The sequence below is a fragment of the Geodermatophilus sp. SYSU D00779 genome (assembly GCF_054050595.1).
Genome location: NZ_JBJGZQ010000005.1, coordinates 115,711 through 137,278 on the forward strand (window position 1 = coordinate 115,711; position 21,568 = coordinate 137,278).

Below are 21,568 nucleotides of genomic sequence, written 5' to 3' on the forward strand. Positions count from 1 at the left end.
GGAGTCCGCATGAGCGAGTCGACCGAGCTGGAGGGCCGCCGGTTCCCGGCGCCGGAGCAGCTGGCGGCACAGGCCAACGTGGGTCCCGACGTCTACGAGCGGGCGGCGCAGGACCGGCTGGGCTTCTGGGCCGAGGCGGCCGACCGGCTGACCTGGGCGCAGAGGTGGGACGAGGTCCTGGACTGGAGCAACCCGCCCTTCGCCAAGTGGTTCGTCGGCGGCAAGCTCAACGTCGCCTACAACTGCGTCGACCGGCACGTCGAGGCCGGCCACGGGGAGCAGGTCGCCTACCACTGGGAGGGCGAGCCGGGCGACACCCGCACGATCACCTACGCCCAGCTCAAGGACGAGGTCTGCAAGGCCGCCAACGCGCTGGTGGAGCTGGGCGTGCAGACCGGCGACCGGGTGGCCATCTACATGCCGATGATCCCGGAGGCGGTCGTCGCGATGCTGGCCTGCGCCCGCATCGGCGCCGTCCACATGGTGGTCTTCGGCGGGTTCTCCTCCGACGCGCTGGCCAGCCGGATCACCGACTCCGGAGCCGTCCTGGTGATCACCGCCGACGGCGGCTACCGGCGCGGCGCCCCGAGCGCGCTCAAGCCGGCTGTGGACGAGGCGGTCGGCCGCACCGAGAGCGTCCGCAACGTGCTCGTCGTCCGGCGGACCGAGCAGGACGTCGAGTGGACCGAGGGCCGCGACCTGTGGTGGCACGACGTCGTCGACCGGCAGTCGACCGAGCACACGGCCGAGGCGTTCGACGCCGAGCACCCCCTCTACATCATGTACACGTCGGGGACGACGGCGTCGCCGAAGGGCATCCTGCACACCTCCGGCGGCTACCTCACCCAGGTCGCCTACTCCCACTGGGCGACCTTCGACCTCAAGCCCGACACCGACGTCTTCTGGACCTCGGCCGACATCGGCTGGGTCACCGGCCACAGCTACATCGTCTACGGGCCGCTGGCCAACCGGGCCACCTCGATCATGTACGAGGGGACGCCGGAGACCCCGCACCGCGGCCGCTGGTTCGAGCTGATCGAGAAGTACAAGGTCACGATCCTCTACACCGCGCCCACGGTGATCCGGACCTTCATGAAGTGGGGCGAGGACATCCCGGCCAAGTTCGACCTGTCCTCGCTGCGGGTCCTCGGCTCGGTCGGCGAGCCGATCAACCCCGAGGCCTGGCTCTGGTACCACGAGCACATCGGCGGCGGCCGCTGCCCGATCATGGACACCTGGTGGCAGACCGAGACCGGCGCACACATGATCACTCCGCTGCCCGGCGTCACCAGCCTCAAGCCCGGGTCGGCGCAGACGCCGTTCCCCGGCATCTCCGCGAAGGTCGTCGACGACGAGGGCAACGAGCTCGGCGACGACACCACCGGGCTGCTGGTGCTCACCGAGCCGTGGCCGGCGATGCTGCGCACCATCTGGGGCGACGACAACCGCTACGTCGACACGTACTGGTCGCGGTTCGGCAAGGACGTCTACTTCGCCGGGGACGGCGCCAAGAAGGACGCCGACGGTGACATCTGGCTGCTCGGCCGGGTGGACGACGTCATGAACGTGTCGGGCCACCGCATCTCCACCACCGAGGTCGAGTCCTCGCTGGTCGCGCACCCCACCGTCGCCGAGGCGGCGGTCGTCGGCGCCAGCGACCCGACCACCGGTCAGGGCATCGTCGCCTTCGTCATCCTGCGCGGGAACGCCGAGGACTCCGGCGACGAGCTCGTCCAGCAGCTGCGCACCCACGTGGCCAAGGACATCGGCCCGATCGCCAAGCCGCGCCAGATCATGGTCGTGCAGGAGCTGCCCAAGACCCGCTCGGGCAAGATCATGCGCCGGCTGCTGAGGGACATCGCCGAGAACCGCGAGCTCGGTGACGTCACGACGCTCACCGACTCGTCGGTGATGAACCTGATCAAGGACAAGCTGCCGGCCAGCTCGTCGTCCGACGACTGAAGGAGGACCGCCCTTCCCCCCACGCCTCGCAGGCTCAGGCGCGGGCCCTGAAGGGCGGCCGTTCCAGTACGTCACCGGGGTCGCCGCCCCCGGCCTCCCGCGCGCGAGCGCGGGAGGCCAGGGCGCGCGACCGGTGATCATGGGGCACCATTCCCCACGGTGGACCGCTCGCGTCGGGCGGCCCGCAAGCCGCCCGTCGTCCCCAGGAGGTGCCCTCGTGGCCCACAGCGCACAGTCGAGCCCGTCCGGGGCACGGAGCACCACCCGCGCGGAGGAGCCCTCCGTCGGCGCCCTGGTGCAGAGCGCCATGGCGGACGTCTCGACGCTGATCCGCAGCGAGATCGAGCTGGCCAAGGCCGAGGTCGGCAGGTCGGCGAAGAAGGCGGGCGTCGGGGCCGGCGCCTTCGGTGCCGCGGCTGCCCTGCTCTTCTTCTCCGGCATCTTCCTGTTCGTCACCATCGCGGAGCTCCTCACCTGGCTCGGCCTGATCCGGTGGGTCTCCTACCTGCTGGTGTGGCTGCTGCTGGTGGTCCTCGCCGGCATCGCCGCGCTGGTGGGCCGCCGGATGATCAAGAAGATCGAGAAGCCGGAGCGCACGATCGAGACGCTGCGCGACCTGCCCGAGGTCGTGCGCCGCGAGGCCCCGGGCCAGCGCCGGCGGGAGGTCCCGACCGTCAGCAACGGCCGCGTACAGCTGCGCGGCAGCGAGAACTACACCGTCTGAGCGGGCGCGCCGCGCCCGCACCGGTGAGCACCCCCGACGAGGAGCGGCCGGACGCCACCAGCGTCCTGCTGCCCGGTCCGTGGACCCACCGCGATCTGTCGGCCAACGGCGTCCGGCTGCACGTCGCCGAGGCCGGCGAGGGCCCGCTGGTGCTGCTGCTGCACGGCTTCCCCGAGTTCTGGTGGGCCTGGCGGGCGCAGCTGCCGGCACTCGCCGCGGCCGGCTTCCGCGCGGTCGCACCCGACCTGCGCGGCTACGGCGGCAGCGACAAGCCCCCGCGCGGCTACGACCTGCCGACCGCCGCCGCCGACGTCGCCGCCCTGGTCCGCGCGCTGGGTGAGCAGGACGCCGTCGTCGTCGGCCACGACTGGGGCGGCCTGGTGGCCTGGACGATGGCCGCGCTGCACCCGCGCAGCGTCCGCCGGCTGGCGGTGCTCTCCATGGCACACCCGCGGCAGCTGCGGGCGGCGCTGAAGGACGGCGCGCAGCGGCGGGCGCTGCGCCACGTCCTGGGCTTCCAGCTGCCGCGGCTGCCCGAGCGCCGGCTGACCCGCGCCGACGACGACCCGGTGGCCGAGCTCATGCGCCGCTGGGCCGGCCCCGACTGGACCGCGACCGCCGGGTTCGCCGAGGCGGTCTCCCGCTACCGCTCGGCCGCCCGCATCCCGCAGGCCGCCTACGGCTCGATGGAGTACTTCCGCTGGGCCGGCCGCTCCCAGCTGCGCCCCGACGGGCTGCGCTACGCCCGCCGGATGGCCGCACCGGTCACCGCGCCGACCCTGCAGCTGCACGGCGTCCTCGACCCCTGCGTGCTGCCGTCGTCGGCCCGGGGATCGGGCCGCTACGTCGCCGGGGCCTACGAGTGGCGGGAACTACCCGGCGTCGGGCACTTCCCCCACGAGGAGGTGCCCGAGGAGGTCAACGCAGCGCTGACCACCTGGGCCCGGTGACAGCAAGGACCCCGTCCTCCTCACCGCTCGCGAGCTCGCGGCGAGCCTCTGGACGGGGCCGCTACTCGCAGGCACCCGTGGGCACCTCGGAGGACGAGGCCTGGCCGGTCACGGCGGCCTCCTCGACCTGCTCGTGGGTGAGCGCGTAACCGGTGAGCGGGTCGTCGATGGCCGAGGCGAAGACGACGCCGAGCACCTGGCCCTCCGGGTCGAACAGCGGGCCGCCGGAGTTGCCGGCGCGCACCTCGCCGTAGAGCGCGTAGACGTCGCGGACCACGGTCCGCTCGTTGCGGAAGTCCGGCCCGCTGATGCCGGTGTGGTCCCGCACCCGCGCCGGCCCGACGAACAGCCCACCGCCGCCGGGGTAGCCCATGATGATCGCGCTGTCGCCGGTGTCGGCCGGCTCCGCCGCGAAGGTCAGCGGGATCTGCGGCAGCCCGGGGACGGCGAGCACCGCGACGTCGGTCTCCTCGTCGACGTACACCGGGACGGCGTCGTACTCCGCGCCCTCCGCGGTGACGACCGGGTCGCTGACGCCGGCGAGCACGTGCGCGTTGGTCATCACGCGCTCCCGCGCGTAGACGAAGCCGGAGCCGTCGATCTGCCGGGAGCACGACGGCGCGACCCCGCTGATCTGCACCACCGAGCCCGACACCGACCGGACGACGGGGCTGGAGGCCAGGGCCGGGTCCGGCGCCGCGACGTCGGGCACCTGCGTCGGGGTCAGCGGGTCCAGGACGTCGGGCAGCCCGTTGCGGTCGATCGCCTCCCGCAGCGAGTCGTAGACCCCCCGGACGCCGTCCGGGACGGTGCGGTCGACCGCCTGGACCAGCGCCGACTGCTTCACCTGGCTGGAGACCTGGGGGAACGGCGCGTTGGCCAGCGGGGTGGCCACCATCCAGGCGACCAGCAGCACCGCGACCGCCGACAGCAGCGCGCCGGCCACCGAGTCGACGATCTCGGCCGGCTGCCAGGTCACGCGGCGGCGCACCGCCCGGCCGATCGCGCCGGCGAGCACCTGCCCCAGCAGCGCCGCGGCGAGGACGACGACCAGCGCCGCGAACACCCGCGTGGTCGCCGTCCCGTCGAGGTGGTCGGCCACCGGGCGGGACAGCTGCGCGCCGAGGACCGCGCCGCCGAAGAAGCCGAAGAACGACGTGGCCGAGACGATCACGCCCTGCCGGAATCCGGAGAAGGCGAAGACCAGGGCCAGGCCGATGAGGACGAGGTCGACGATCGACATGGCGGTGCTCAGCCGCTGACCGTCATGGTGCCGAACTGCCCCAGCTGGGTGTGGAAGCTGCACTCGAAGCCGTAGTCACCGGGCGCGGTCACGGCGAACTCGATGGTGCGGCTCTCCCCCGGCGCCAGCAGCGAGATCTCCGGCTGGATGGGCGCGGGCCCGTCGCCCGGGGTGAAGCGGAGGTTGTGGGTCGTCTGCTCGGCGACGTTCACCACGGTCAGCCGCACCTCACCCGGCGCGACGGTGAAGGAGTCGGGGGTGAAGACGTAGTCGTCCTGCGTCTGCAGGGTGACCTCCTGGACGCCGTCGGGCGCGGTCGTCACGGTGCCCGGTGCCGGGCCGGACGGGGCGGCCTGCTCCGCCGTCCCTCCGCCGCAGCCGGTGAGGACGGCGGCGACCAGCACTCCCCCGGCGAGCAGCGCCCGGCTGCGTCGCGACATCCCCAGCCCCTTCATCGCGGGGGAACGGTACTTGCCGGAGGGCCGTCGGGTGCGGGGTCGGCCACCGTCGGCGCGGCGGCGTCCTCGTCGTCCACCGGGTCCAGGGTGCCGGGCAGCTGGGGGCGGCGGGCGCCGAGCGGTGGCAGCTGCCGCACGTCGGTGGTGTCCCAGGGCCGGGCCAGCCCGGCGGCCTCGAGGATCGCGTCGAGCAGGCCACCGGTGAAGCCCCAGACGACCATGCCGGCGACGCCGAAGGCGGGGCCGACGTAGCCCGACGGATGGGCGACGCGGAAGCGGTTGGCCGGGTCGGCGAGGTCGGCCAGCGGCACCCGGGCCACCCGGGCCACCTCGCGGGGGTCGCCGACGGTGACGTCGCGCGGGTCGTCCCACCAGCCCACCACCGGCACCACGAGGTTGTCCGAGGGCCCGAGGAACAGCTCCGGCAGCGTGGCGAGCACGCGGACGCCGTCGGGGTCGATGCCGGCCTCCTCCTCGGCCTCCCGCAACGCCGTGCCCACCGGGTAGTCGTCGTCGGGGTCGGCGCCGCCTCCGGGGAAGGCGGGCTGCCCGGCGTGGGTGCGCAGGTGGGCGGACTTCTCGATCAGCAGGACGTCGGCACCGCGCGGGCCCTCGCCGAAAAGGATGAGCACCGCCGAGCGCCGGGCGGTCGCCGTGGGCCGGGGCATCCGGTGGCGCAGCGGCAGGTCGTCGCCCGCGGCGAGCAGCCGGCGCAGGTACTCCGGCAGCGCGGGGTCGGCGGCGGGCGCGTCGGTCACAGCGTCACCCCCAGGTGCTCGGCGACCAGGCCCTCCAGCTCGGCGAGGTCGGCGACCGGCCCCACCTGGACGTGCGCGATCCCGCCGTCGGCGTCGAGGAGGTAGGTGTAGGGCAGCGCGCCCAGGCCCAGCTCGGCCATCAGCTCGCCGTCGCCGTCGAAGGCGCTGGGGAAGCCGGCACCGGCGTCGGCGGCGAAGGACCCGGCCTGCGGAGCGCCGTCCCTGCTGATGACGCCGACCACCGACAGCCGGTCGCCGCCTGCGTCGGCCAGCTGCTGGACCAGCGGCAGCTCCTCGCGGCAGGGACCGCACCAGCTGGCCCAGAGGTTCACCACGGTGGGGACGCCGGGGGCGCGGCCGAGGTCCAGCGACCCGCCGCCCGGGCAGGGCAGGTCGAGGGCCGGCAACGTCTCGGTGCCCTCGGCCGGGCGGTCGGGCCGCTCCGGGCAGGGCGCCAGCGCTGCGAGCGGGTCGGGCGTCGGGGAGGCCACCGTGCCGCCCGGCTCGTCCGCGGCGTCCGAGGTGCACCCGGCGAGCGCGAGCCCGAACGCCAGCACGCCGGCCGCCGTCCTGGTGCTGCGGGCGCTCATTCGGTGTCGGAGGCGGCCGGGGTCTTGACCAGCTTCGTGGCGACCTCCGGGTCGGTCGGTCCGATGCCGTACGACGGGCACCACCGGGCGAGGCCGCACGCGCCGCAGGCCGCCTTCTTGGCGTGGCAGACCCGACGGCCGTGGAAGATCACCCGGTGGCTGAACATCGTCCAGTCACGCTTGGGGATCAGCTCGGCGACCTCGGCCTCGACCTCGACCGGGTCCGTCGACTCCGTCCAGCCGAACCGGCGGACCAGCCGGCCGAAGTGCGTGTCGACGGTCAGCCCGGGGACGTCGAAGGCGTTGCCCAGGACGACGTTGGCGGTCTTGCGGCCCACGCCGGGCAGGGTGACCAGGTCCTCCATCCGCCCGGGGACCTCGCCGTCGAACCGCTCCAGCAGCGCCCGGGCCAGGCCGAGCACCGAGTTGGCCTTGGCCCGGAAGAAGCCGGTGGGCTTGAGGATCTCCTCGAGCTCCGCGCGGTCGGCACCGGCCAGCGCCTGGGGGTCGGGGTACTCCGCGAACAGCGCCGGGGTGACCCGGTTGACCGTCTTGTCGGTCGTCTGCGCCGAGAGCACCGTGGCCACCAGCAGCTCGAAGGCGTTGGTGAAGTCGAGCTCGCAGTGCGCGTCGGGGTGGATCAGCGCCAGCTCACGGGCCATCCGCCGGGCCCGCCGGGTGCGCGCCAGCGGCGTCTCCTGCGGGTCGAACGGGGAGCCGCCCCGGGCAGCGGCACGGCGGGCGCGCGGCGGGACGGGCCGGGCGTAGGCGGGCGAGGACACGCGGTCGAGGGTAGGCGGGTCGGCTGACAGGGCCCGTGCCATCATCGCGACCGCCGTCGCCGGGCTTCCCCCGCGACGCGCCGGGGTACACAGGAGTGCCGGCGTGGGCCGGCCCGTCCGGTCCGCGTCCCCGACGAGGAGAGAGGAGGAGCCGGTGGTCGCCCTCAGCGTCATCCTGTTCCCACCCCTGGTCATCGCCTTCCTGCTGGTGATGGAGCGCGTCGAGGAGCCGCTGCGCCGGCCGGCCGGCCCCCGCGAGGTGGCCGAGTTCCTCTCCACCGCGAGCGCCGGCGAGGTCGACACGCTGGCCAACTCCGGCATCCGCCGCGCCATGGCCCGCTGGCGGCGGCGCCGGCGGTCGCGGGTGCGCCGCGAGGCCGAGCCGCCCGTCGTCTGAGGGAGGACCCCGTCCTCCCCACCCCTCGCGAGCCCAGGGCGGGACCCGGGACGGGGCCGGGGCGGTGCCCTGGAGGCCGGCCGGGCTCCCCCCTCGGGGTGGCCGCGTGGGCGTCCGATCGGGTGACGATCCGCACAGACCCCTAGACTCACCCCGGACGGCGCCGCGACGACGCGGCTCTCCGACCGGGCCGGCCGCGTGCCGGTGCTCCCAGGTGTGTGTGCGAGAGGACGCGTAGTGGACGAGGTGCTGGCCCAGTCGGGGCTCTTCCAGGGGCTGCCGCAGGAAGCGGTGGACCCGGTCGTGAGCCGCCTGGAGACCGTGACGCTCCCCCGCGGCCGCGTGGTCTTCAACGAGGGCGAGCCGGGCGACAGCCTCTACATCGTCATCTCGGGCAAGATCAAGCTCTCCCGTCGGTCGCCCGACGGCCGCGAGAACGTGCTGGCCGTGATGGGCCCCTCCGACCAGTTCGGTGAGTTGTCGGTCTTCGACCCCGGCCCGCGCACCGCGACGGCCACCGCGGTCACCGACGTCAAGCTGGCCCGCATGCCGCAGTCGGTGCTGCGCCCGTGGATCGAGGCGCACCCCGAGGTCGGCGAGCGGCTGCTGCACGTGCTGGCCCGCCGGCTGCGCCGCACCAACGACTCGGTCGCCGACCTGATCTTCACCGACGTCCCGGGCCGGGTCGCCAAGGCGCTGCTGCAGATGGCCGACCGGTTCGGCAGCCGCGAGGGCGAGGGCCTGCGCGTCAAGCACGACCTGACGCAGGAGGAGCTGGCCCAGCTGGTCGGCGCCTCCCGCGAGACCGTGAACAAGGCGCTGGCCGACTTCGTGCACCGCGGCTGGATCCAGCTGCAGGGCAAGTCGGTCGTCGTCCTCGACGAGGAGCGCCTGCGCCGCCGCGCGCGGTGACACCCTGTTGAACGCCGGAGGCCCAGGACCCGACCGGTCCTGGGCCTCCGGCGTTCACTGCTTCACGAAGGCAGTGGCACCACGAGCCTGATGCGGGTGCCGTCGGGCAGTACCGCCCAGCGGCCGTCGGGTTCGTCGTCGAAGGACGGGCAGATCGGGTGCAGCGGCTCCGGCGGCGACCCGGCCAGGGCGGCGGCCACGTCGGCGAAGGGCTCGAGCTGCCCGAGGGTGTGGATCGTCGGGGGCAGCATCGGCCGGGTGCCGGCGCTCATCTCCGCCAGCGCCGCGGACGGCGTCAGCCAGCTCACCTCGTCGGCCTCACCGGTGACGTGCCGGGCCTCCTGGCCGACCGGCAGCGCCGCGGCGAAGAACTTGGTGTCGTAGCGCCGCGGCTCGGCCGGCGGGGTGATCCAGTGCGCGAACGGCCGCAGCAGGTCCGACCGCAGCACGAGCCCGCGGGTGGCGAGCAGCTCGGCCAGCGACAGCTCCCTGGCCAGCAGGGCCTGGCGCTGCGCCTCCCACTCCTCGCCCGACACGTCCGGGACGACGTCCCCGTCGGCCGCGCCCGCGAGCAGGACGCCGGCCTCCTCGAACGTCTCGCGGACCGCCGCGCAGACCAGCTCGCGCGCGGTCCGCTCGTCGCAGCCGAAGGCGTGCGCCCACTCGGCGGGCGACGGCCCGGCCCACGCGGTCTCGACGTCGCCGTCCCGCGGGTCGACGCCGCCACCCGGGTAGGCGGTCATGCCGCCGGCGAAGGGCATGCCGCGGGTGCGGCGGAGCAGGTAGACCTCCAGGCCCGGGGTGCCGTCCCGCAACAGCAGCACGGTCGCCGCCTGACGGGGAACAGAGGTCACGGTCGCCGCCCCGCGAGGTCGTGGTCCCGGTGTGGGGGCCGGAGGCTCCCCGCCGGGATCGCGAGGGCACGCTCGGCACAGCGGGGGGACGGCACCTGGTCGCGGTGCTGCCCGAAGGGCAGCGGTGTCACGATCTCAGCTCGACCGTGAGCTCGACCTCGACGGGCGCGCCCAGCGGGAGCTCGGCCACACCGATGGCGCTGCGCGCGTGCCGACCGGCCTCGCCGAAGACCCGGCCGAGCAGCTCGCTGGCGCCGTTGACCACCCGGGGCTGGCCGGTGAAGCCCTCGGCGCTGGCCACGTAGCCGACGACCCGGACGACGCGGGCCACCTCGTCCAGCCCCACCAGGTCGTCGACCGCGGCCAGGGCGTTGAGGGCGCACAGCTTGGCGTCGTGGGCGGCGTCCTCGGGGTCGACCGAGCCGCCGACCTTGCCGGTGCGCCGCAGCCCGCCGTCCACGAACGGCAGCTGACCGGAGGTGAAGACCAACTGGCCGCTGCGCACCGCCGGGACGTAGGCGGCGACCGGTGCGGCGACCGCGGGCAGCCGGATGCCGAGTTCGGCCAGCCGGGCGTGCCAGCTGGACGTCTGCGGGCTGGTCATGACCGGCTCAGCCGACGGGCCGCTTGAGGTAGGCCACGGGCTGGTCGGCCCCGCCGGGGCCGGGGAGCACGGTGACCAGCTCCCAGCCGTCGACGCCCCACGAGTCGAGGATCGCCTTGGTGTTGTGGATCAGCAGCGGGATGGTGGCGTACTCCCACTTCACGCGGGCCGGTTCGCTCATGGGCGCGACGCTAGCGCAGCCCATCGGCCTCGTCCGGCCCTGTCCCGAGGCCCACGCCGAGCGTGCGGGGGATGAGGAGGACGGGGTCCTCCTGCCGAGCCTCCGAGGCGGCCCTCCTGCAGGTACGAGGACCCCGTCCTCCTCACCGCTCGCGAGCTCGCGGCGAGCCTCTGGACGGGGCCTGGCGTGAGCTTGCGGACGGTGGGGGGCAGGAGGGTCCTTCGACTCCTAGGCTCGTGTCCGTGAGTCCGGTCCCCTCCTCCGTGCGCTGCCACGTCGTCACCGGGAAGGGCGGGACCGGGAAGACCACGGTCGCCGCGGCCCTCGCGCTGGCCCTGGCGGCCGACGGCCGCCAGGTGCTGCTCGTCGAGACCGAGGGCCGCCAGGGCATCGCGCAGCTGTTCGACACCCCGCCGCTGCCCTACGAGGAGCGGCGGGTCGCCGTCGCCCGCGGCGGCGGCGAGGTCAGGGCGCTGGCGATCGACGTCGAGGAGGCCCTCCTCGAGTACCTCGAGATGTTCTACAACCTGCGCCGGGCGGGCCGGGCCCTGCGCCGGGTGGGCGCCGTCGACTTCGCCACGACGATCGCCCCGGGCCTGCGCGACGTGCTGCTCACCGGCAAGGTCAAGGAGGCGGTGACCCGCCGCCACGACGGCCGCCCCGTCTACGACGCCGTCGTCGTCGACGCACCGCCGACCGGCCGCATCACCCGTTTCCTCAACGTCACCGGCGAGATGGCCGGACTGGCCCGCTCGGGGCCGATCAAGACGCAGAGCGACGGCGTGATGGCCGTGCTCAAGTCGCCGCAGACGGCGGTGCACCTGGTGACGCTGCTCGAGGACATGCCGGTCCAGGAGACCGCCGACGCCATCGCCGAGCTCACCGCCGCCGGCCTGCCCGTGGGCTCGGTCGTGGTGAACATGGCCGCCGAGCCGGCGCTGCCGGAGCCCGCGCTCGCCCGCGCCGCCGGGAGCGGCCTGACCGGCGCCGACCTGGCGCCGGGGCTGGCCGCGGCGGGGCTGCAGGACGTCGCGGGGCTGGCCGACGCGCTGGCCACGGAGGCCACCGAGCACGCCCGGCGCTGGGCCGCCCAGGACGAGCTGCGCGACGAGGTCGAGGCACTCGGCCGCCCGACCGTCGAGCTGCCGCTGCTGCCCGGCCCCATCGACCTCGGTGCGCTGTTCGAGCTCGCCGGACGACTCGAGCAGCACCTGCGGACCGAGGTGGCGGCATGACGCAGACGACCGAACGCACCCGCCGGCACCCGCGCCCGCCCGCACCGGCCGCGCCGGAGGCCCTGCCGCTCGAGCTGGCCGAGCTGATCACCGACCCCGACACCCGGATCGTGGTCTGCTGCGGCGCCGGCGGCGTGGGCAAGACGACGACGTCGGCGGCGCTGGCACTGGCCGCGGCGGAGGCCGGCCGCACCGTCGTCGTCCTCACCATCGACCCGGCGCGCCGGCTGGCCCAGTCGCTGGGCCTGGTGGAGCTGGACAACGAGCCGCGGCAGGTCGACGTCCCGGGGGCCCGGGGCGAGCTGCACGCGATGATGCTGGACATGAAGCGCACGTTCGACGACATCGTCGTGGCGCACTCCACACCCGAGCGGGCGCAGCAGATCCTCGAGAACCCCTTCTACCAGACGCTGTCCTCGTCCTTCGCCGGGACGCAGGAGTACATGGCGATGGAGAAGCTGGGCCAGCTGCGGGCCGGCGACCACTGGGACCTGATCATCGTCGACACCCCGCCGTCGCGGTCGGCGCTGGACTTCCTGGACGCGCCCAACCGGATGAGCCGCTTCCTCGACGGCACGATGATCCGGCTGCTCACCGCCCCGAGCCGGACCGGCTTCCGGATCGCCAGCGCCAGCTTCATGTTCTTCAGCCGGATCATCTCCAAGATCCTCGGCGGCCAGCTGCTGCGCGACATCTCCTCGTTCGTCGCGGCGCTGGACACCATGTTCGGCGGCTTCCGGGAACGGGCGACCGCCACCTACGAGCTGCTGCGCCGGCCCGGCACCTGGTTCCTCGTCGTCGCGACGCCGGAGCCCGACGCGCTGCGGGAGGCCTCCTACTTCGTCGACCGGCTGTCGGCCGAGCAGATGCCGCTGGCCGGGCTGGTGCTCAACCGCACCCACCCGCCGACGACGACGACGCTGTCGGCCACGCGCGCCGAGGGGGCCGCCGAGGAGGTCCTCGAGGCCGGCGGTGCGGACGCCGAGCTGGCCGCCGGGGCACTGCGGGTGCACGCCGAGCGGATGGCGCAGGCCACCCGTGAGCAGCACCTGGCCGACCGCTTCACCAGCGCCCACCCGGAGGTCGCCGTCCGCACCGTGCCGGCCGCCGCCGGCGACGTGCACGACCTCGACGGGCTGCGCGGCATGGCCGACGCGCTGACCGGCCCGGACGACGACACGCCGACGGGCGTGCCGCGGCGACGGATCCTGCCCGCGCGCCGTCGCTGAGCGCGGACGCCCGGGAGCCCGCAGCCACGTACATTGGCGCCCGATGTCTGCCGACGCCCCCGATCGCGCCCGGGTCCTGGCGAAGCTCGCCGCGACGATCGTCCTCGCCGGTGCCCTGGTCGCCGGGATGCTGCTGCCGTTCGTGGGCGGCACAGGTCTCGCCGCACGCAACTCCGCCTCGCTGCTCGACGCCCTGCCGGTCGAGCTGACCGACGAGACGCCGGCGGGCAACACCCGCGTGCTGGCGGCCGACGGGTCGTTGATCACGATGTTCTACCGGGACAACCGGGTGCCGGTTCCCTCCGACCGGATCGCCCCGGTGATGAAGCAGGCGCTGGTCGCGATCGAGGACTCCCGTTTCGACGAGCACAACGGTCTCGACGTGCAGGGCACGCTGCGGGCGCTGGCCACCAACGTGGCGGCCGGTTCGGTGCGGGAGGGCGGCTCGACGCTCACCCAGCAGCTGGTCAAGCAGACCCTCGCGCAGACCGCCGACACCGCGGAGGAGCGTCAGGCGGCCACCGAGGAGAGCGTGGGCCGCAAGCTGCGGGAGGCGCGGATGGCCCTCGCCCTGGAGGAGGAGTACTCCAAGGACGAGATCCTCACCCGCTACCTCAACCTCGTGTACTTCGGGCAGGGCGCCTACGGCGTGCAGGCCGCGGCGCAGCGCTACTTCAGCGTCGACGCCGCCGACCTGACCCTGCCGCAGGCGGCCATGCTCGCCGGCCTGGTGCAGAGCCCGTCCAACGACGACCCGGTCACCAACCCGGAGAACGCGTTCAACCGCCGCAACCAGGTGCTGCAGCGGATGCTGGACCTCGGTGTGATCGACCAGGCCCAGTTCACCGAGGTCTCGGCCCAGCCGGTGCAGGTGGCCCAGGGCGCCGCCCCGCCCAACGGCTGCATCGACGCCACCGTCGGCGGCTTCTTCTGCGCCTACGTGGCCGACTACCTCACCGGCACGCTGGGCCTGAGCCAGGAGCTCATCGACAACGGCGGCCTGACGATCCAGACGACGCTGCGGCCGGACCTGCAGCGCTCCGGTGACCAGGCGGTCCTGGGCGAGCTGGCCATGGGTGACTCGCTGGCCGGCACGTTCACCGCCGTCGAGCCGGGGACCGGGCACGTGCTGGCGATGAGCGCCAACCGCCGCTTCGGCTGCGACGGCCCCGAGTGCGAGTCGGTGAACCTCAACGTCGTCCCCGGGCAGGGCTCCGGCTCGACCTACAAGGTCTTCACGGCGGCCGCCGCGCTCGAGCAGGGCTTCCCGGTCTCGCACGTCATCACGGCGAGCGAGCCCTACGTCTCGCGCGTGTACAAGGACGGCGCCGGGCGCTACGACGTCGAGAACGTCGGCAACAGCTACCCGCGGACGCTGTCGATGTCCGAGGCCCTGGTGCGCTCGTCCAACACGTACTTCCTGGCACTCGAGGACCAGCTGGGCAGCGTGGAGGGTCCGGTGCGCACGGCCGAGCGGATGGGCCTGTTCCAGTTCAGCGACCCCGGCCTGCCGCAGCAGATCATCGACGAGAACCGCGGCTCGTTCACCTTCGGGCCCGAGTCGACCAGCCCCCTGGCCCTGGCCAGCGCCTACTCCACGCTGGCGGCCAACGGCACCCAGTGCGACCCGACGCCCGTGACGGCGGTGCTCGACCGCAACGGCGAGCCGCTCACCGGCGAGGACGGCCGGCCGGTCGTCGACGGCGACGCGTGCACGCCCGATGCGGTCCCGGCCGAGGTCGCGACGACCCTCAACCAGGTGCTCGTCGGGGACACCGAGTCGCCGTTCGGCACCGGTCGCAACGCCGCCATCCCCGGGCACCAGATCGCCGGCAAGACGGGGACCAGCCAGGACAACCTCTCGGTGGCCTTCGTGGGCTACACCCCGCAGTACACGGCGAGCGTGATGGTCTACAACCCCAAGGAGCGCGAGCAGGTCCGCGGCTTCGGCGGTGGCATGCCGGCGACGATCTTCTACCACGCGATGGCGCCGATCCTGGCCGGGCAGCCGGCTGTGCCGTTCACCGCCCCGGCCCCGGCCCCGGAGCCGGCGCCCGCGGCTCCGGCAGCAACCCGGACGGCGCCGGACGCCGAGCCTCCCGCCGAGGCCGCCGCCGTCGCGCCGGCCGACCCGGCCGCGCAGCCGGCCACCCCGGTCGACCCGGCGGCCGGAGCCGGCGACACCGGCGCGGACCGCGACGGCGGGGACGACGGCGCCGACGGCTGAGCCGAGCCCGCCGGTGGCGGCGCCCGGACGAGGGGACGCCACCGGCGGGCGGGGTCACCGCCCGCGACGCTCCCTGCCCGTGTCCGGGGAACGGCGCCGGACGGCGGGGACGCCCTGCCGGAGGAGCTCGGCCAGGACCCCCTCTGCCACCCGCCTGCGGGCGTCGGCGCGTTCCCGCAGCACCGCAGCGATGTGAGGGCTGGTGCACCGCCCGGCCCGGGCCTCCAGCACGTTGGCGGTCTCGACGTGGAGGGCGTACCGGCGCAGCAGGTCGAGCATCTCCCGGCGGCACTCGAACGGCAGCCGGGACGGCGGCGACCCCCCACCGGCTGCTCCGGGACCCCGGGACGGACTGCTGCCGTCGGCGCCGCGCACGGTCACGGTCGTCACCTCCCCACGATCGGCGATGGCCTGTCCTGGAGGAGACGCACCCGGGGGCCGGGGATGACGCGGGCCCGCGTCGGTCAGGAGCCGGGGCCGCGCCGCGCCATGTCGTAGCTGGCCAGCACCTCGACGAGGAAGTCCGACGCCGACCGGGCGATGAGCGGCACCTCGGCGGCCGGGCTGTCCCGGAGCACCTCGGCGAGGACGTCGTGGTGGACCTGGACGACCTCGAGCAGGCTGCGGCCGTCGGCCAGGGCACCGCGCCCCAGCTGGTAGCCGCTGTGCAGCGCGGACTCCTCGCGCCGCGACAGGTACCGCAGGAAGGCGGCCCGGTAGTCGCGGAGCAGGGTCTCGCGTGCCGTCACGCGCGCGGCGCCGGCGGTGCCGCGACGTAGCCGTCCAGCTCGGCCAGGCCCTCCTCCAGGTCGAGTGCGGTGACCACCCGGCCGGTGTCCATGCCGAGCTCCACCATGGCGAACGCGACGTCCGGCTGGATCCCGACGATCACGGTCACCGCCCCGCGCAGCCGCGCCATCTCCCCGATGTCGCGCAGCGTCCGGGACGCGAAGGAGTCCAGGACGTCGAGGGCGGCCACGTCGATGACGACCCCCCGCGCACGGTCGGAGCCGATCCGTTCCACCAGGTCCTGCTGGAACCGCACCAGCTGCGAGTCGTCCAGGGCGGTGTGGATCGACGCGATCAGGTACGGGCCCTGCCGCAGGATCGAGAACAGCCGCGGGCCACCGTTCACGGCCCACCGTTCCCGTCCTCGCGGGAGACCGCGTACCCCAGCAGCCGCTCGGCCTCCTCGAGGCCGCCCTGCAGGTCGCCGATGGTGTTCATCTTCGACAGGTCGACGCCGATGGTGACCAGCGTCTGGGCGATCTCCGGGGACAGCCCGGTGATGATCACGCTGGCGCCCATCAGCCGCGAGGCGTCGACCGTCCGCACCAGGTGGTTGGCGACGGACTCGTCGACGTCCGGGACGCCGGTGATGTCGACGACGACCACCTTCGCGCGGTGCGTGCGGATGCCACCCAGCAGCTGCACGGTCAGCTGCCGCGCGCGCTCCCGGTCGAGCACCCCGATGATCGGCAGGATCAGCAGCCGCTCGCGGACCGGCAGCACCGGCGTCGACAGCTCGCGGATGGAGTCCTGCTGCTGTCGGATGACCCGCTCGCGCTCCTCGACGAAGCTGACGGCCACGGTGTTGGCGATCCGGTTGGCGGCCGGCTCGTAGGCGTCGAGCACCCGGTTGAGCAACGCGAAGTCGCGCTGGTACTTCTCGAACAGCGACCTGGCCAGGACGTCGCGCAGCAGGAGCACGATGCCGACGACCTCGTGGGTCTCCACGCCGCGCGGGATGATCCGCTCGGACAGGTCACGGGCGTAGTGCTGCAGCGCCTCCACGCTGCCGGTCTCCAGGACCTCGACGTAGTTGTCGTAGACCAGCGTGGTCTCCGCGGACATCTCCTGGGCGGTCATCGCCTGCAGGAGGTGTGCCTCCTGGATGCGGCCGACCCACTCCTGACGCAGGCGGGTGCGGTGCTCGCGCAGGTGCGCCACGAGCTGCGGGAGGAGGGTGTCCCGGTCGAGGTCGCGCGCGGCGTCCGTCGGGGCCACGGTCACGCTCGGGTCCTCGTACCTGGTCATGCGTCTCCCCGCCACTTCGTCATCGTCACCGTGGTGCCGCGGCCGGTCTCGGAGACCACCGCGAACTCGTCCATCAGCCGTCGGGCGCCCGGCAGCCCCAGGCCGAGCCCGTGGTAGGTGCTGTAGCCGTCCTGCAGCGCCTGCTCGACGTCGGGGATCCCCGGGCCCGCGTCGCGGGCGACGATGGAGATGCCCCTCCGCGGCTCCTGCAGCTCCGTCACGACGACCTCGCCGGAGTCCGCGAACCGCACGATGTTGCGGGTGATCTCCGACACCGCCGTCGCGATCAGCGTGACGTCGGTGGTGGAGAAGCCCAGCCGGGTGGCGACCTCGCGAGCGGCCTGCCGGGCGGCGACGACGTCGGCGTCGGTGCGCACGGCGACCCGCACGGCGTCGTCCCGGGACCGTCCCCGTCCCACCAGGGGTTCGGAGAGCCGCGCGCACAGGTCGCACTCCAGCAGGTGGCGGGCGGCGTCGACCTCGCGCTGGCGACGACGGTCGCCGCTGGAGATGGCCAGCAGCACGGGACGGCAGCGCTCCGTCGGCGGCTCGACCCGCTCCGAGACGAGCAGGTACTCCACCCGCAACCGGGCACGGGTGCGGTTGAGCTGGGCGGCCACCGCACCGGCGGTGGACCCCAGCTCGGCGGCCAGGGACCGGGTGTCCTGACCGGAGACCTCGTGGGCGAGCAGCGTCGCCCGCTCGCGGTCGGACAGCCGGGTCAGGGCCTCCGCGACGGCGGCGCGGTCCTCGCGGGCGAGGACGTCCTCGTCGGGCGCCTCGGGCGGCCGCAGGTCGACGACACGGTGCTGGTGCCGCCGCTGCCGGTCCTGGTCCCGCCACATCGAGGTGACGACGTTGCGCGCCGTCACGATCGCGTAGGGCTCGAGCATCCCCGGCTCCACCCGGCCGGCGGCGGCGAGGACCCGGGTCAGGGTCTCCTGGACCAGGTCATCGGCGGTCGCCGGGTCGGGGACGCGGGACGCCACGATCCGGCGGACGAGCGGGATGAGCGCTGCGACGTCCGCGGACCCGCAGTCACCTCCCCGGCTCCTCACCGGCTCGACGGCCGCCACCCGCGAGACGGTACGCCCGGGGGCCCCTCCCGGGCGCGCCGAACGGGCCGCACGCTGCCCGGACGCGCCCACTCCCCCCGCATGACGGCGGAGCCCGAGGTCGTCTCGGGAGGTTCCGACGACGCGCCGGGACGCGCGACCCCCGCCCGAGCAGCGGCACACCCGGGACGGCAGCCGAGAGGAGCCGTCCGGCAGCGCTCGTCATCCGCACCCGGAGGCGACGTCGTCACCGGTGTACGCCCAGCAGTGGGCGGCTGGTGGGAACCCCGGCCGGCGGACCCCTGACCCGGTCCGCCGACCGGCCCGGCCCCTGCTCCCCCGGGGAGGCGTTCAGCCCAGCTGACGGCGCACCTCGGCGGCCACCCGGCCGCCCTCGGCCCGGCCGGCGACCTCCTCCTGCACCGCGCCCATGACCCGGCCCATGTCCTTCATGCCGCTGGCGCCGGTGCGGGTGACCACGTCGGCGACCAGCGCGGCGAGGTCGGCGTCCTCCAGCTGCGCGGGCAGGTAGGCGGCGACCACGTCGCCCTCCGCCCGCTCCCGGTCGGCCTGCTCGGTGCGGCCGGCGGTGGCGAAGGCGTCGGCGGCCTCCCGGCGCTTCTTGGCCTCGCGGCGCAGCACCGCCTGCACCTCGTCGTCGCTGAGCTCGCGGGCCTCCTTGCCCGCCACCTCCTCCGCGCTGACCGCGGCGAGCACCATCCGCAGCGTGGCGGTGCGCAGCTCGTCGCGGGACTTCATCGCGGTGGTCAGGTCGGCGCGCAGCTGCTCCTTGAGATCGGACACGGGCCCCAGCCTCGCACGGCGCTCGCGGACGGCGCGCTGCGTAACGTGGACAGCCGTGCGCGCGACCACAGCCCTCCCGGCCGCCGTCCTCGGGTCCGCGACCGCGGGGATCGCCTACGCCTCCCTCTACGAGCGCAACCGCTGGACGCTGCGCCGCTTCGACGTCCCGGTCCTGGCGCCCGGTTCGGCGCCGCTGCGGGTGCTGCACCTGTCCGACCTGCACATGACCGCCGGGCAGCGGTCCAAGCAGGAGTGGGTGGCGTCGCTGGCGGAGCTGCGGCCGGACCTGGTGGTCGACACCGGGGACAACCTGGCCGGTCACGACGCGGTGCCCGGGACGCTGCGCGCGCTCGAGCCGCTGCTGGACCTGCCCGGCGCCTTCGTCATGGCGAGCAACGACTACTACGCGCCGCGGCCGAAGAACCCGCTGAAGTACTTCAAGCGGGACCACGTGCGGGTGCACGGCGACGAGCTGCCCTGGCGGGACCTGCGGGACGCGCTCGCCGCCCGGGGCTGGATCGACCTCACCAACGCCCGCGGCGAGCTCACGGTCGCCGGACGGCGGATCGCCTTCGCCGGCGTCGACGACTCGCACCTCCGGCTGGACCGCTACGACCTCGTCGCCGGCCCCGCCGACCCGACCGCGGACCTGCGCATCGGCCTGGCGCACTCCCCCGAGCCGCGGGTCCTCGACCGCTTCGCCGCCGACGGCCACGACCTGCTGCTGTGCGGCCACACCCACGGCGGGCAGCTCCGGGTGCCCTTCTACGGCGCGCTGGTGACCAACTGCGGCATCGACCGCGCCCGGGTCCGCTGGCTGCACCGCTGGGCCGAGCCGTCGGCGGGCAACCCGCACGGCACCTGGCTGCACGTCTCCGCGGGCCTGGGCACCAGTCCCTACGCTCCGGCCCGGTTCGCCTGCCCGCCGGAGGCGACGCTGCTCACCCTGACCGCCCGCCAGGGTTGATCCGGGCGTCGGCTAGACTCGTCGACGTACCTCGGGGTGTGGCGCAGCTTGGTAGCGCGCGTCGTTCGGGACGACGAGGTCGCAGGTTCAAATCCTGTCACCCCGACAATGCTCAGGGGCCGCCGCGAGGCGGCCCCTGAGTCGTCCCAGGGGTCGGCGCGTCCGGGTCCCGTGGGTTGGCGGGGCCGCCATCCGGGCACCGTGCCCCCCGATGACCGAGTGGTTGCTCCTCCTCGCCGCCGTGCTGCTCACGGCACTGACCGGTTTCTTCGTGGCCGCCGAGTTCTCGCTCACCACCGTGGACCGCGGACGGGCCGAGCAGGCCGCGGCGTCCGGGGACCGCGGGGCCCGTGGCGTCCTGGCCGCGCTGCGCACCCTGTCCACCCAGCTCTCCGCCGCCCAGCTGGGCATCACGATCACCACGCTGGTCGTCGGCTACCTCGCCGAGCCCGCGCTGGGCCAGCTGCTGCGCGGCCCGCTGGAGGCGGCCGGCCTGCCCTCCGGCTGGGTCACCGGGGTCTCCTACGGCCTGGCGCTGGCCCTTGCCACCACGCTGCAGATGCTGCTCGGCGAGCTGGGGCCCAAGAACCTGGCCATCGCCCGCCCGCTGCCCGTCGCCGCCGCGGTGGCCCCCGGGATGCGCGCCTTCACCCGGGTCACCGGCGTCGTCGTGCACGCGCTGCAGGCCCTGGCCAACGCCATCGTCCGGCGGCTGGGCTTCGAGCCGCGCGAGGAGCTGGAGTCCGCGCGCGGCGCCGACGAGCTGGCCGCGGTGGCCCGCCGGTCGGCCGAGGAGGGCGACCTCTCCCCGCGGGCGGCCCGGCTGCTGGAGCGCTCGCTGGCGCTGCGCGACAAGGTCGCCGCCGACGTGATGACCCCGCGCACGCAGATGTGGGCGCTGCACGCCGACGCCACCGCGGCCGACGTCATCGCCGCCGCGGTCGCCTCGGGCAGCTCCCGCTTCCCGCTCTACGGCGCCGGCCTCGACGAGGTCACCGGGCTGGTGCACGTCAAGCACGCCGTCGCCGTCCCGGAGGACCGGCGGGACGTCGTCCCGGCCGAGGAGCTGGCCGTGCCGATCCTCACGGTCCCCTCGCTGCTGCGGGTCGAGCGGCTGCTGGACCTGCTGCGCGAGGAGGGCCTGCAGATGGCCCTGGTCGTCGACGAGTGGGGCGCCACGCACGGCGTCGTGACGCTGGAGGACATCGTGGAGGAGGTCGTCGGCGAGATCGCCGACGAGACCGACCGCCCGCTGCGGCTGCTGCGACGGGTCGACGGGCAGACCTGGCTGCTGTCGGGCCTGCTGCGCCCCGACGAGGTCCGCGAGCGCACCGGCGTCCCGGTGCCCGAGGGCCGCTACGAGACGCTCGGCGGTTACCTCGCCGAGCAGCTGCAGCGGCTGCCCGAGGTCGGGGACACGGTGCCCGTCGAGAGCGGCGAGCTGACCGTGGAGACCCTCGAGGGACGGCGGGTGGCCCGCGTGCGGGCCCGCATGCGCGAGGGGTACGCGTCGGGGGCGACCGCCGTCCGGCTCGTCGAGGGCGAGACGGAGGCCGTAGCGTGAGCGAGCTCGCGAGCTCACCCGAGAACACGGCAGCG

Annotated in this window: 24 protein-coding genes and 1 tRNA gene; 11 read left to right on the forward strand and 14 right to left on the reverse strand. The window is 74.6% G+C overall.

Translation table 11 applies throughout. The features are described 5' to 3' along the window. Window positions 1–9: 9 nt before the first annotated feature. The 3 genes from acs (at window position 10) to ACI79G_RS05430 (ending at window position 3,636) form a co-directional block, all read left to right on the forward strand. A complete protein-coding gene (gene acs / locus ACI79G_RS05420) occupies window positions 10–1,962 on the forward strand; it encodes an acetate--CoA ligase (protein WP_456880125.1) in 1,953 nt (650 codons plus the stop codon). A 217-nt stretch (window positions 1,963–2,179) separates the two neighbouring features. Further along, the gene (locus ACI79G_RS05425; protein ID WP_091218917.1) at window positions 2,180–2,686 is read left to right on the forward strand and encodes a phage holin family protein; all 507 of its coding nucleotides are present in this window, start codon (window positions 2,180–2,182) and stop codon (window positions 2,684–2,686) included. Between the two features lie 23 nt (window positions 2,687–2,709). Then, window positions 2,710–3,636, forward strand: coding sequence for an alpha/beta fold hydrolase (locus ACI79G_RS05430; protein WP_456880126.1), 927 nt, complete (start codon window positions 2,710–2,712; stop codon window positions 3,634–3,636). Between the two features lie 61 nt (window positions 3,637–3,697). Here ACI79G_RS05430 and ACI79G_RS05435 read toward each other — a convergent pair whose 3' ends face one another. From ACI79G_RS05435 to nth, 5 genes are read right to left on the reverse strand one after another with little or no spacing between them, the layout of a single operon-like run. Next, the gene (locus ACI79G_RS05435) at window positions 3,698–4,879 is read right to left on the reverse strand and encodes a MarP family serine protease (protein WP_456880127.1); all 1,182 of its coding nucleotides are present in this window, start codon (window positions 4,877–4,879) and stop codon (window positions 3,698–3,700) included. An 8-nt stretch (window positions 4,880–4,887) separates the two neighbouring features. Continuing rightward, window positions 4,888–5,319 carry a plastocyanin/azurin family copper-binding protein gene (locus ACI79G_RS05440; RefSeq protein WP_456880128.1) on the reverse strand — a complete coding sequence of 144 codons (432 nt, stop codon included), beginning with the start codon at window positions 5,317–5,319 and terminating at the stop codon, window positions 4,888–4,890. Between the two features lie 11 nt (window positions 5,320–5,330). Beyond that, the gene (locus ACI79G_RS05445; protein WP_456880129.1) at window positions 5,331–6,095 is read right to left on the reverse strand and encodes an NUDIX hydrolase; all 765 of its coding nucleotides are present in this window, start codon (window positions 6,093–6,095) and stop codon (window positions 5,331–5,333) included. After that, the gene (locus tag ACI79G_RS05450; protein ID WP_456880130.1) at window positions 6,092–6,685 is read right to left on the reverse strand and encodes a TlpA family protein disulfide reductase; all 594 of its coding nucleotides are present in this window, start codon (window positions 6,683–6,685) and stop codon (window positions 6,092–6,094) included. Before ACI79G_RS05450 ends, ACI79G_RS05445 begins: the two co-directional genes overlap by 4 nt. Next, a complete protein-coding gene (nth, locus tag ACI79G_RS05455; protein WP_456880131.1) occupies window positions 6,682–7,467 on the reverse strand; it encodes an endonuclease III in 786 nt (261 codons plus the stop codon). The genes ACI79G_RS05450 and nth overlap by 4 nt, the downstream gene beginning before the upstream one ends. 154 nt (window positions 7,468–7,621) lie before the next feature. On the opposite strand from nth, the gene ACI79G_RS05460 reads away from it, so the two are divergent. Then, entirely contained in the window at window positions 7,622–7,864 is a 243-nt protein-coding gene (locus ACI79G_RS05460) for a hypothetical protein (RefSeq protein ID WP_448621442.1), read from the forward strand. A gap of 237 nt (window positions 7,865–8,101) precedes the next feature. Continuing rightward, the gene (locus ACI79G_RS05465; RefSeq protein ID WP_456880132.1) at window positions 8,102–8,776 is read left to right on the forward strand and encodes a Crp/Fnr family transcriptional regulator; all 675 of its coding nucleotides are present in this window, start codon (window positions 8,102–8,104) and stop codon (window positions 8,774–8,776) included. Between the two features lie 62 nt (window positions 8,777–8,838). On the opposite strand, the gene ACI79G_RS05470 is transcribed toward ACI79G_RS05465, so the two are convergent. From ACI79G_RS05470 to ACI79G_RS05480, 3 genes are all read right to left on the reverse strand, one after another. Then, complete coding sequence (locus ACI79G_RS05470; RefSeq protein WP_456880133.1) at window positions 8,839–9,630, reverse strand: NUDIX hydrolase; 792 nt, start codon at window positions 9,628–9,630, stop codon at window positions 8,839–8,841. A gap of 127 nt (window positions 9,631–9,757) precedes the next feature. Next, a complete protein-coding gene (locus ACI79G_RS05475; protein WP_456880134.1) occupies window positions 9,758–10,234 on the reverse strand; it encodes a RidA family protein in 477 nt (158 codons plus the stop codon). A gap of 7 nt (window positions 10,235–10,241) precedes the next feature. Continuing rightward, window positions 10,242–10,415, reverse strand: coding sequence for a hypothetical protein (locus tag ACI79G_RS05480; protein WP_198588161.1), 174 nt, complete (start codon window positions 10,413–10,415; stop codon window positions 10,242–10,244). A gap of 242 nt (window positions 10,416–10,657) precedes the next feature. Between ACI79G_RS05480 and ACI79G_RS05485 the strand changes: the two genes are divergently transcribed. The 3 genes from ACI79G_RS05485 to ACI79G_RS05495 are packed head-to-tail and all read left to right on the forward strand — an operon-like array spanning window position 10,658 to window position 15,106. Next, window positions 10,658–11,650, forward strand: coding sequence for an ArsA-related P-loop ATPase (locus ACI79G_RS05485; protein WP_456880135.1), 993 nt, complete (start codon window positions 10,658–10,660; stop codon window positions 11,648–11,650). Then, on the forward strand, window positions 11,647–12,879 hold the full coding sequence (locus ACI79G_RS05490; protein ID WP_456880136.1) for an ArsA family ATPase: 1,233 nt from the start codon (window positions 11,647–11,649) through the stop codon (window positions 12,877–12,879). The genes ACI79G_RS05485 and ACI79G_RS05490 overlap by 4 nt, the downstream gene beginning before the upstream one ends. Window positions 12,880–12,922: 43 nt before the next feature. Beyond that, entirely contained in the window at window positions 12,923–15,106 is a 2,184-nt protein-coding gene (locus ACI79G_RS05495; protein ID WP_456880137.1) for a transglycosylase domain-containing protein, read from the forward strand. Window positions 15,107–15,160: 54 nt separating this feature from the next. Here ACI79G_RS05495 and ACI79G_RS05500 read toward each other — a convergent pair whose 3' ends face one another. From ACI79G_RS05500 to ACI79G_RS05525, 6 genes are all read right to left on the reverse strand, one after another. Further along, the gene (locus tag ACI79G_RS05500; protein WP_456880138.1) at window positions 15,161–15,496 is read right to left on the reverse strand and encodes a hypothetical protein; all 336 of its coding nucleotides are present in this window, start codon (window positions 15,494–15,496) and stop codon (window positions 15,161–15,163) included. Between the two features lie 74 nt (window positions 15,497–15,570). Continuing rightward, window positions 15,571–15,855, reverse strand: a complete 285-nt coding sequence (locus ACI79G_RS05505) for a phosphatase RsbU N-terminal domain-containing protein (RefSeq protein ID WP_456880139.1) — start codon at window positions 15,853–15,855, stop codon at window positions 15,571–15,573. Next, entirely contained in the window at window positions 15,852–16,241 is a 390-nt protein-coding gene (locus tag ACI79G_RS05510) for an STAS domain-containing protein (RefSeq protein ID WP_456880140.1), read from the reverse strand. The genes ACI79G_RS05505 and ACI79G_RS05510 overlap by 4 nt, the downstream gene beginning before the upstream one ends. Next, entirely contained in the window at window positions 16,238–17,143 is a 906-nt protein-coding gene (locus ACI79G_RS05515) for an STAS domain-containing protein (protein ID WP_456880141.1), read from the reverse strand. Before ACI79G_RS05515 ends, ACI79G_RS05510 begins: the two co-directional genes overlap by 4 nt. Next, window positions 17,140–18,219 (reverse strand): sigma-70 family RNA polymerase sigma factor, encoded by a 1,080-nt coding sequence (locus tag ACI79G_RS05520; RefSeq protein ID WP_456880142.1) that lies wholly within the window; start codon window positions 18,217–18,219, stop codon window positions 17,140–17,142. The genes ACI79G_RS05515 and ACI79G_RS05520 overlap by 4 nt, the downstream gene beginning before the upstream one ends. 330 nt (window positions 18,220–18,549) lie before the next feature. Beyond that, window positions 18,550–19,002 (reverse strand): GatB/YqeY domain-containing protein, encoded by a 453-nt coding sequence (locus ACI79G_RS05525; RefSeq protein WP_091218964.1) that lies wholly within the window; start codon window positions 19,000–19,002, stop codon window positions 18,550–18,552. Window positions 19,003–19,057: 55 nt separating this feature from the next. On the opposite strand from ACI79G_RS05525, the gene ACI79G_RS05530 reads away from it, so the two are divergent. The 3 genes from ACI79G_RS05530 (at window position 19,058) to ACI79G_RS05540 (ending at window position 21,533) form a co-directional block, all read left to right on the forward strand. After that, window positions 19,058–19,969: a metallophosphoesterase gene (locus ACI79G_RS05530; RefSeq protein WP_456880143.1), complete on the forward strand. Its 912-nt coding sequence runs from the start codon at window positions 19,058–19,060 to the stop codon at window positions 19,967–19,969. Window positions 19,970–20,001: 32 nt separating this feature from the next. Beyond that, window positions 20,002–20,075, forward strand: a tRNA-Pro gene (locus ACI79G_RS05535). Between the two features lie 105 nt (window positions 20,076–20,180). After that, on the forward strand, window positions 20,181–21,533 hold the full coding sequence (locus tag ACI79G_RS05540) for a hemolysin family protein (RefSeq protein WP_456880144.1): 1,353 nt from the start codon (window positions 20,181–20,183) through the stop codon (window positions 21,531–21,533). Window positions 21,534–21,568 lie beyond the last annotated feature (35 nt).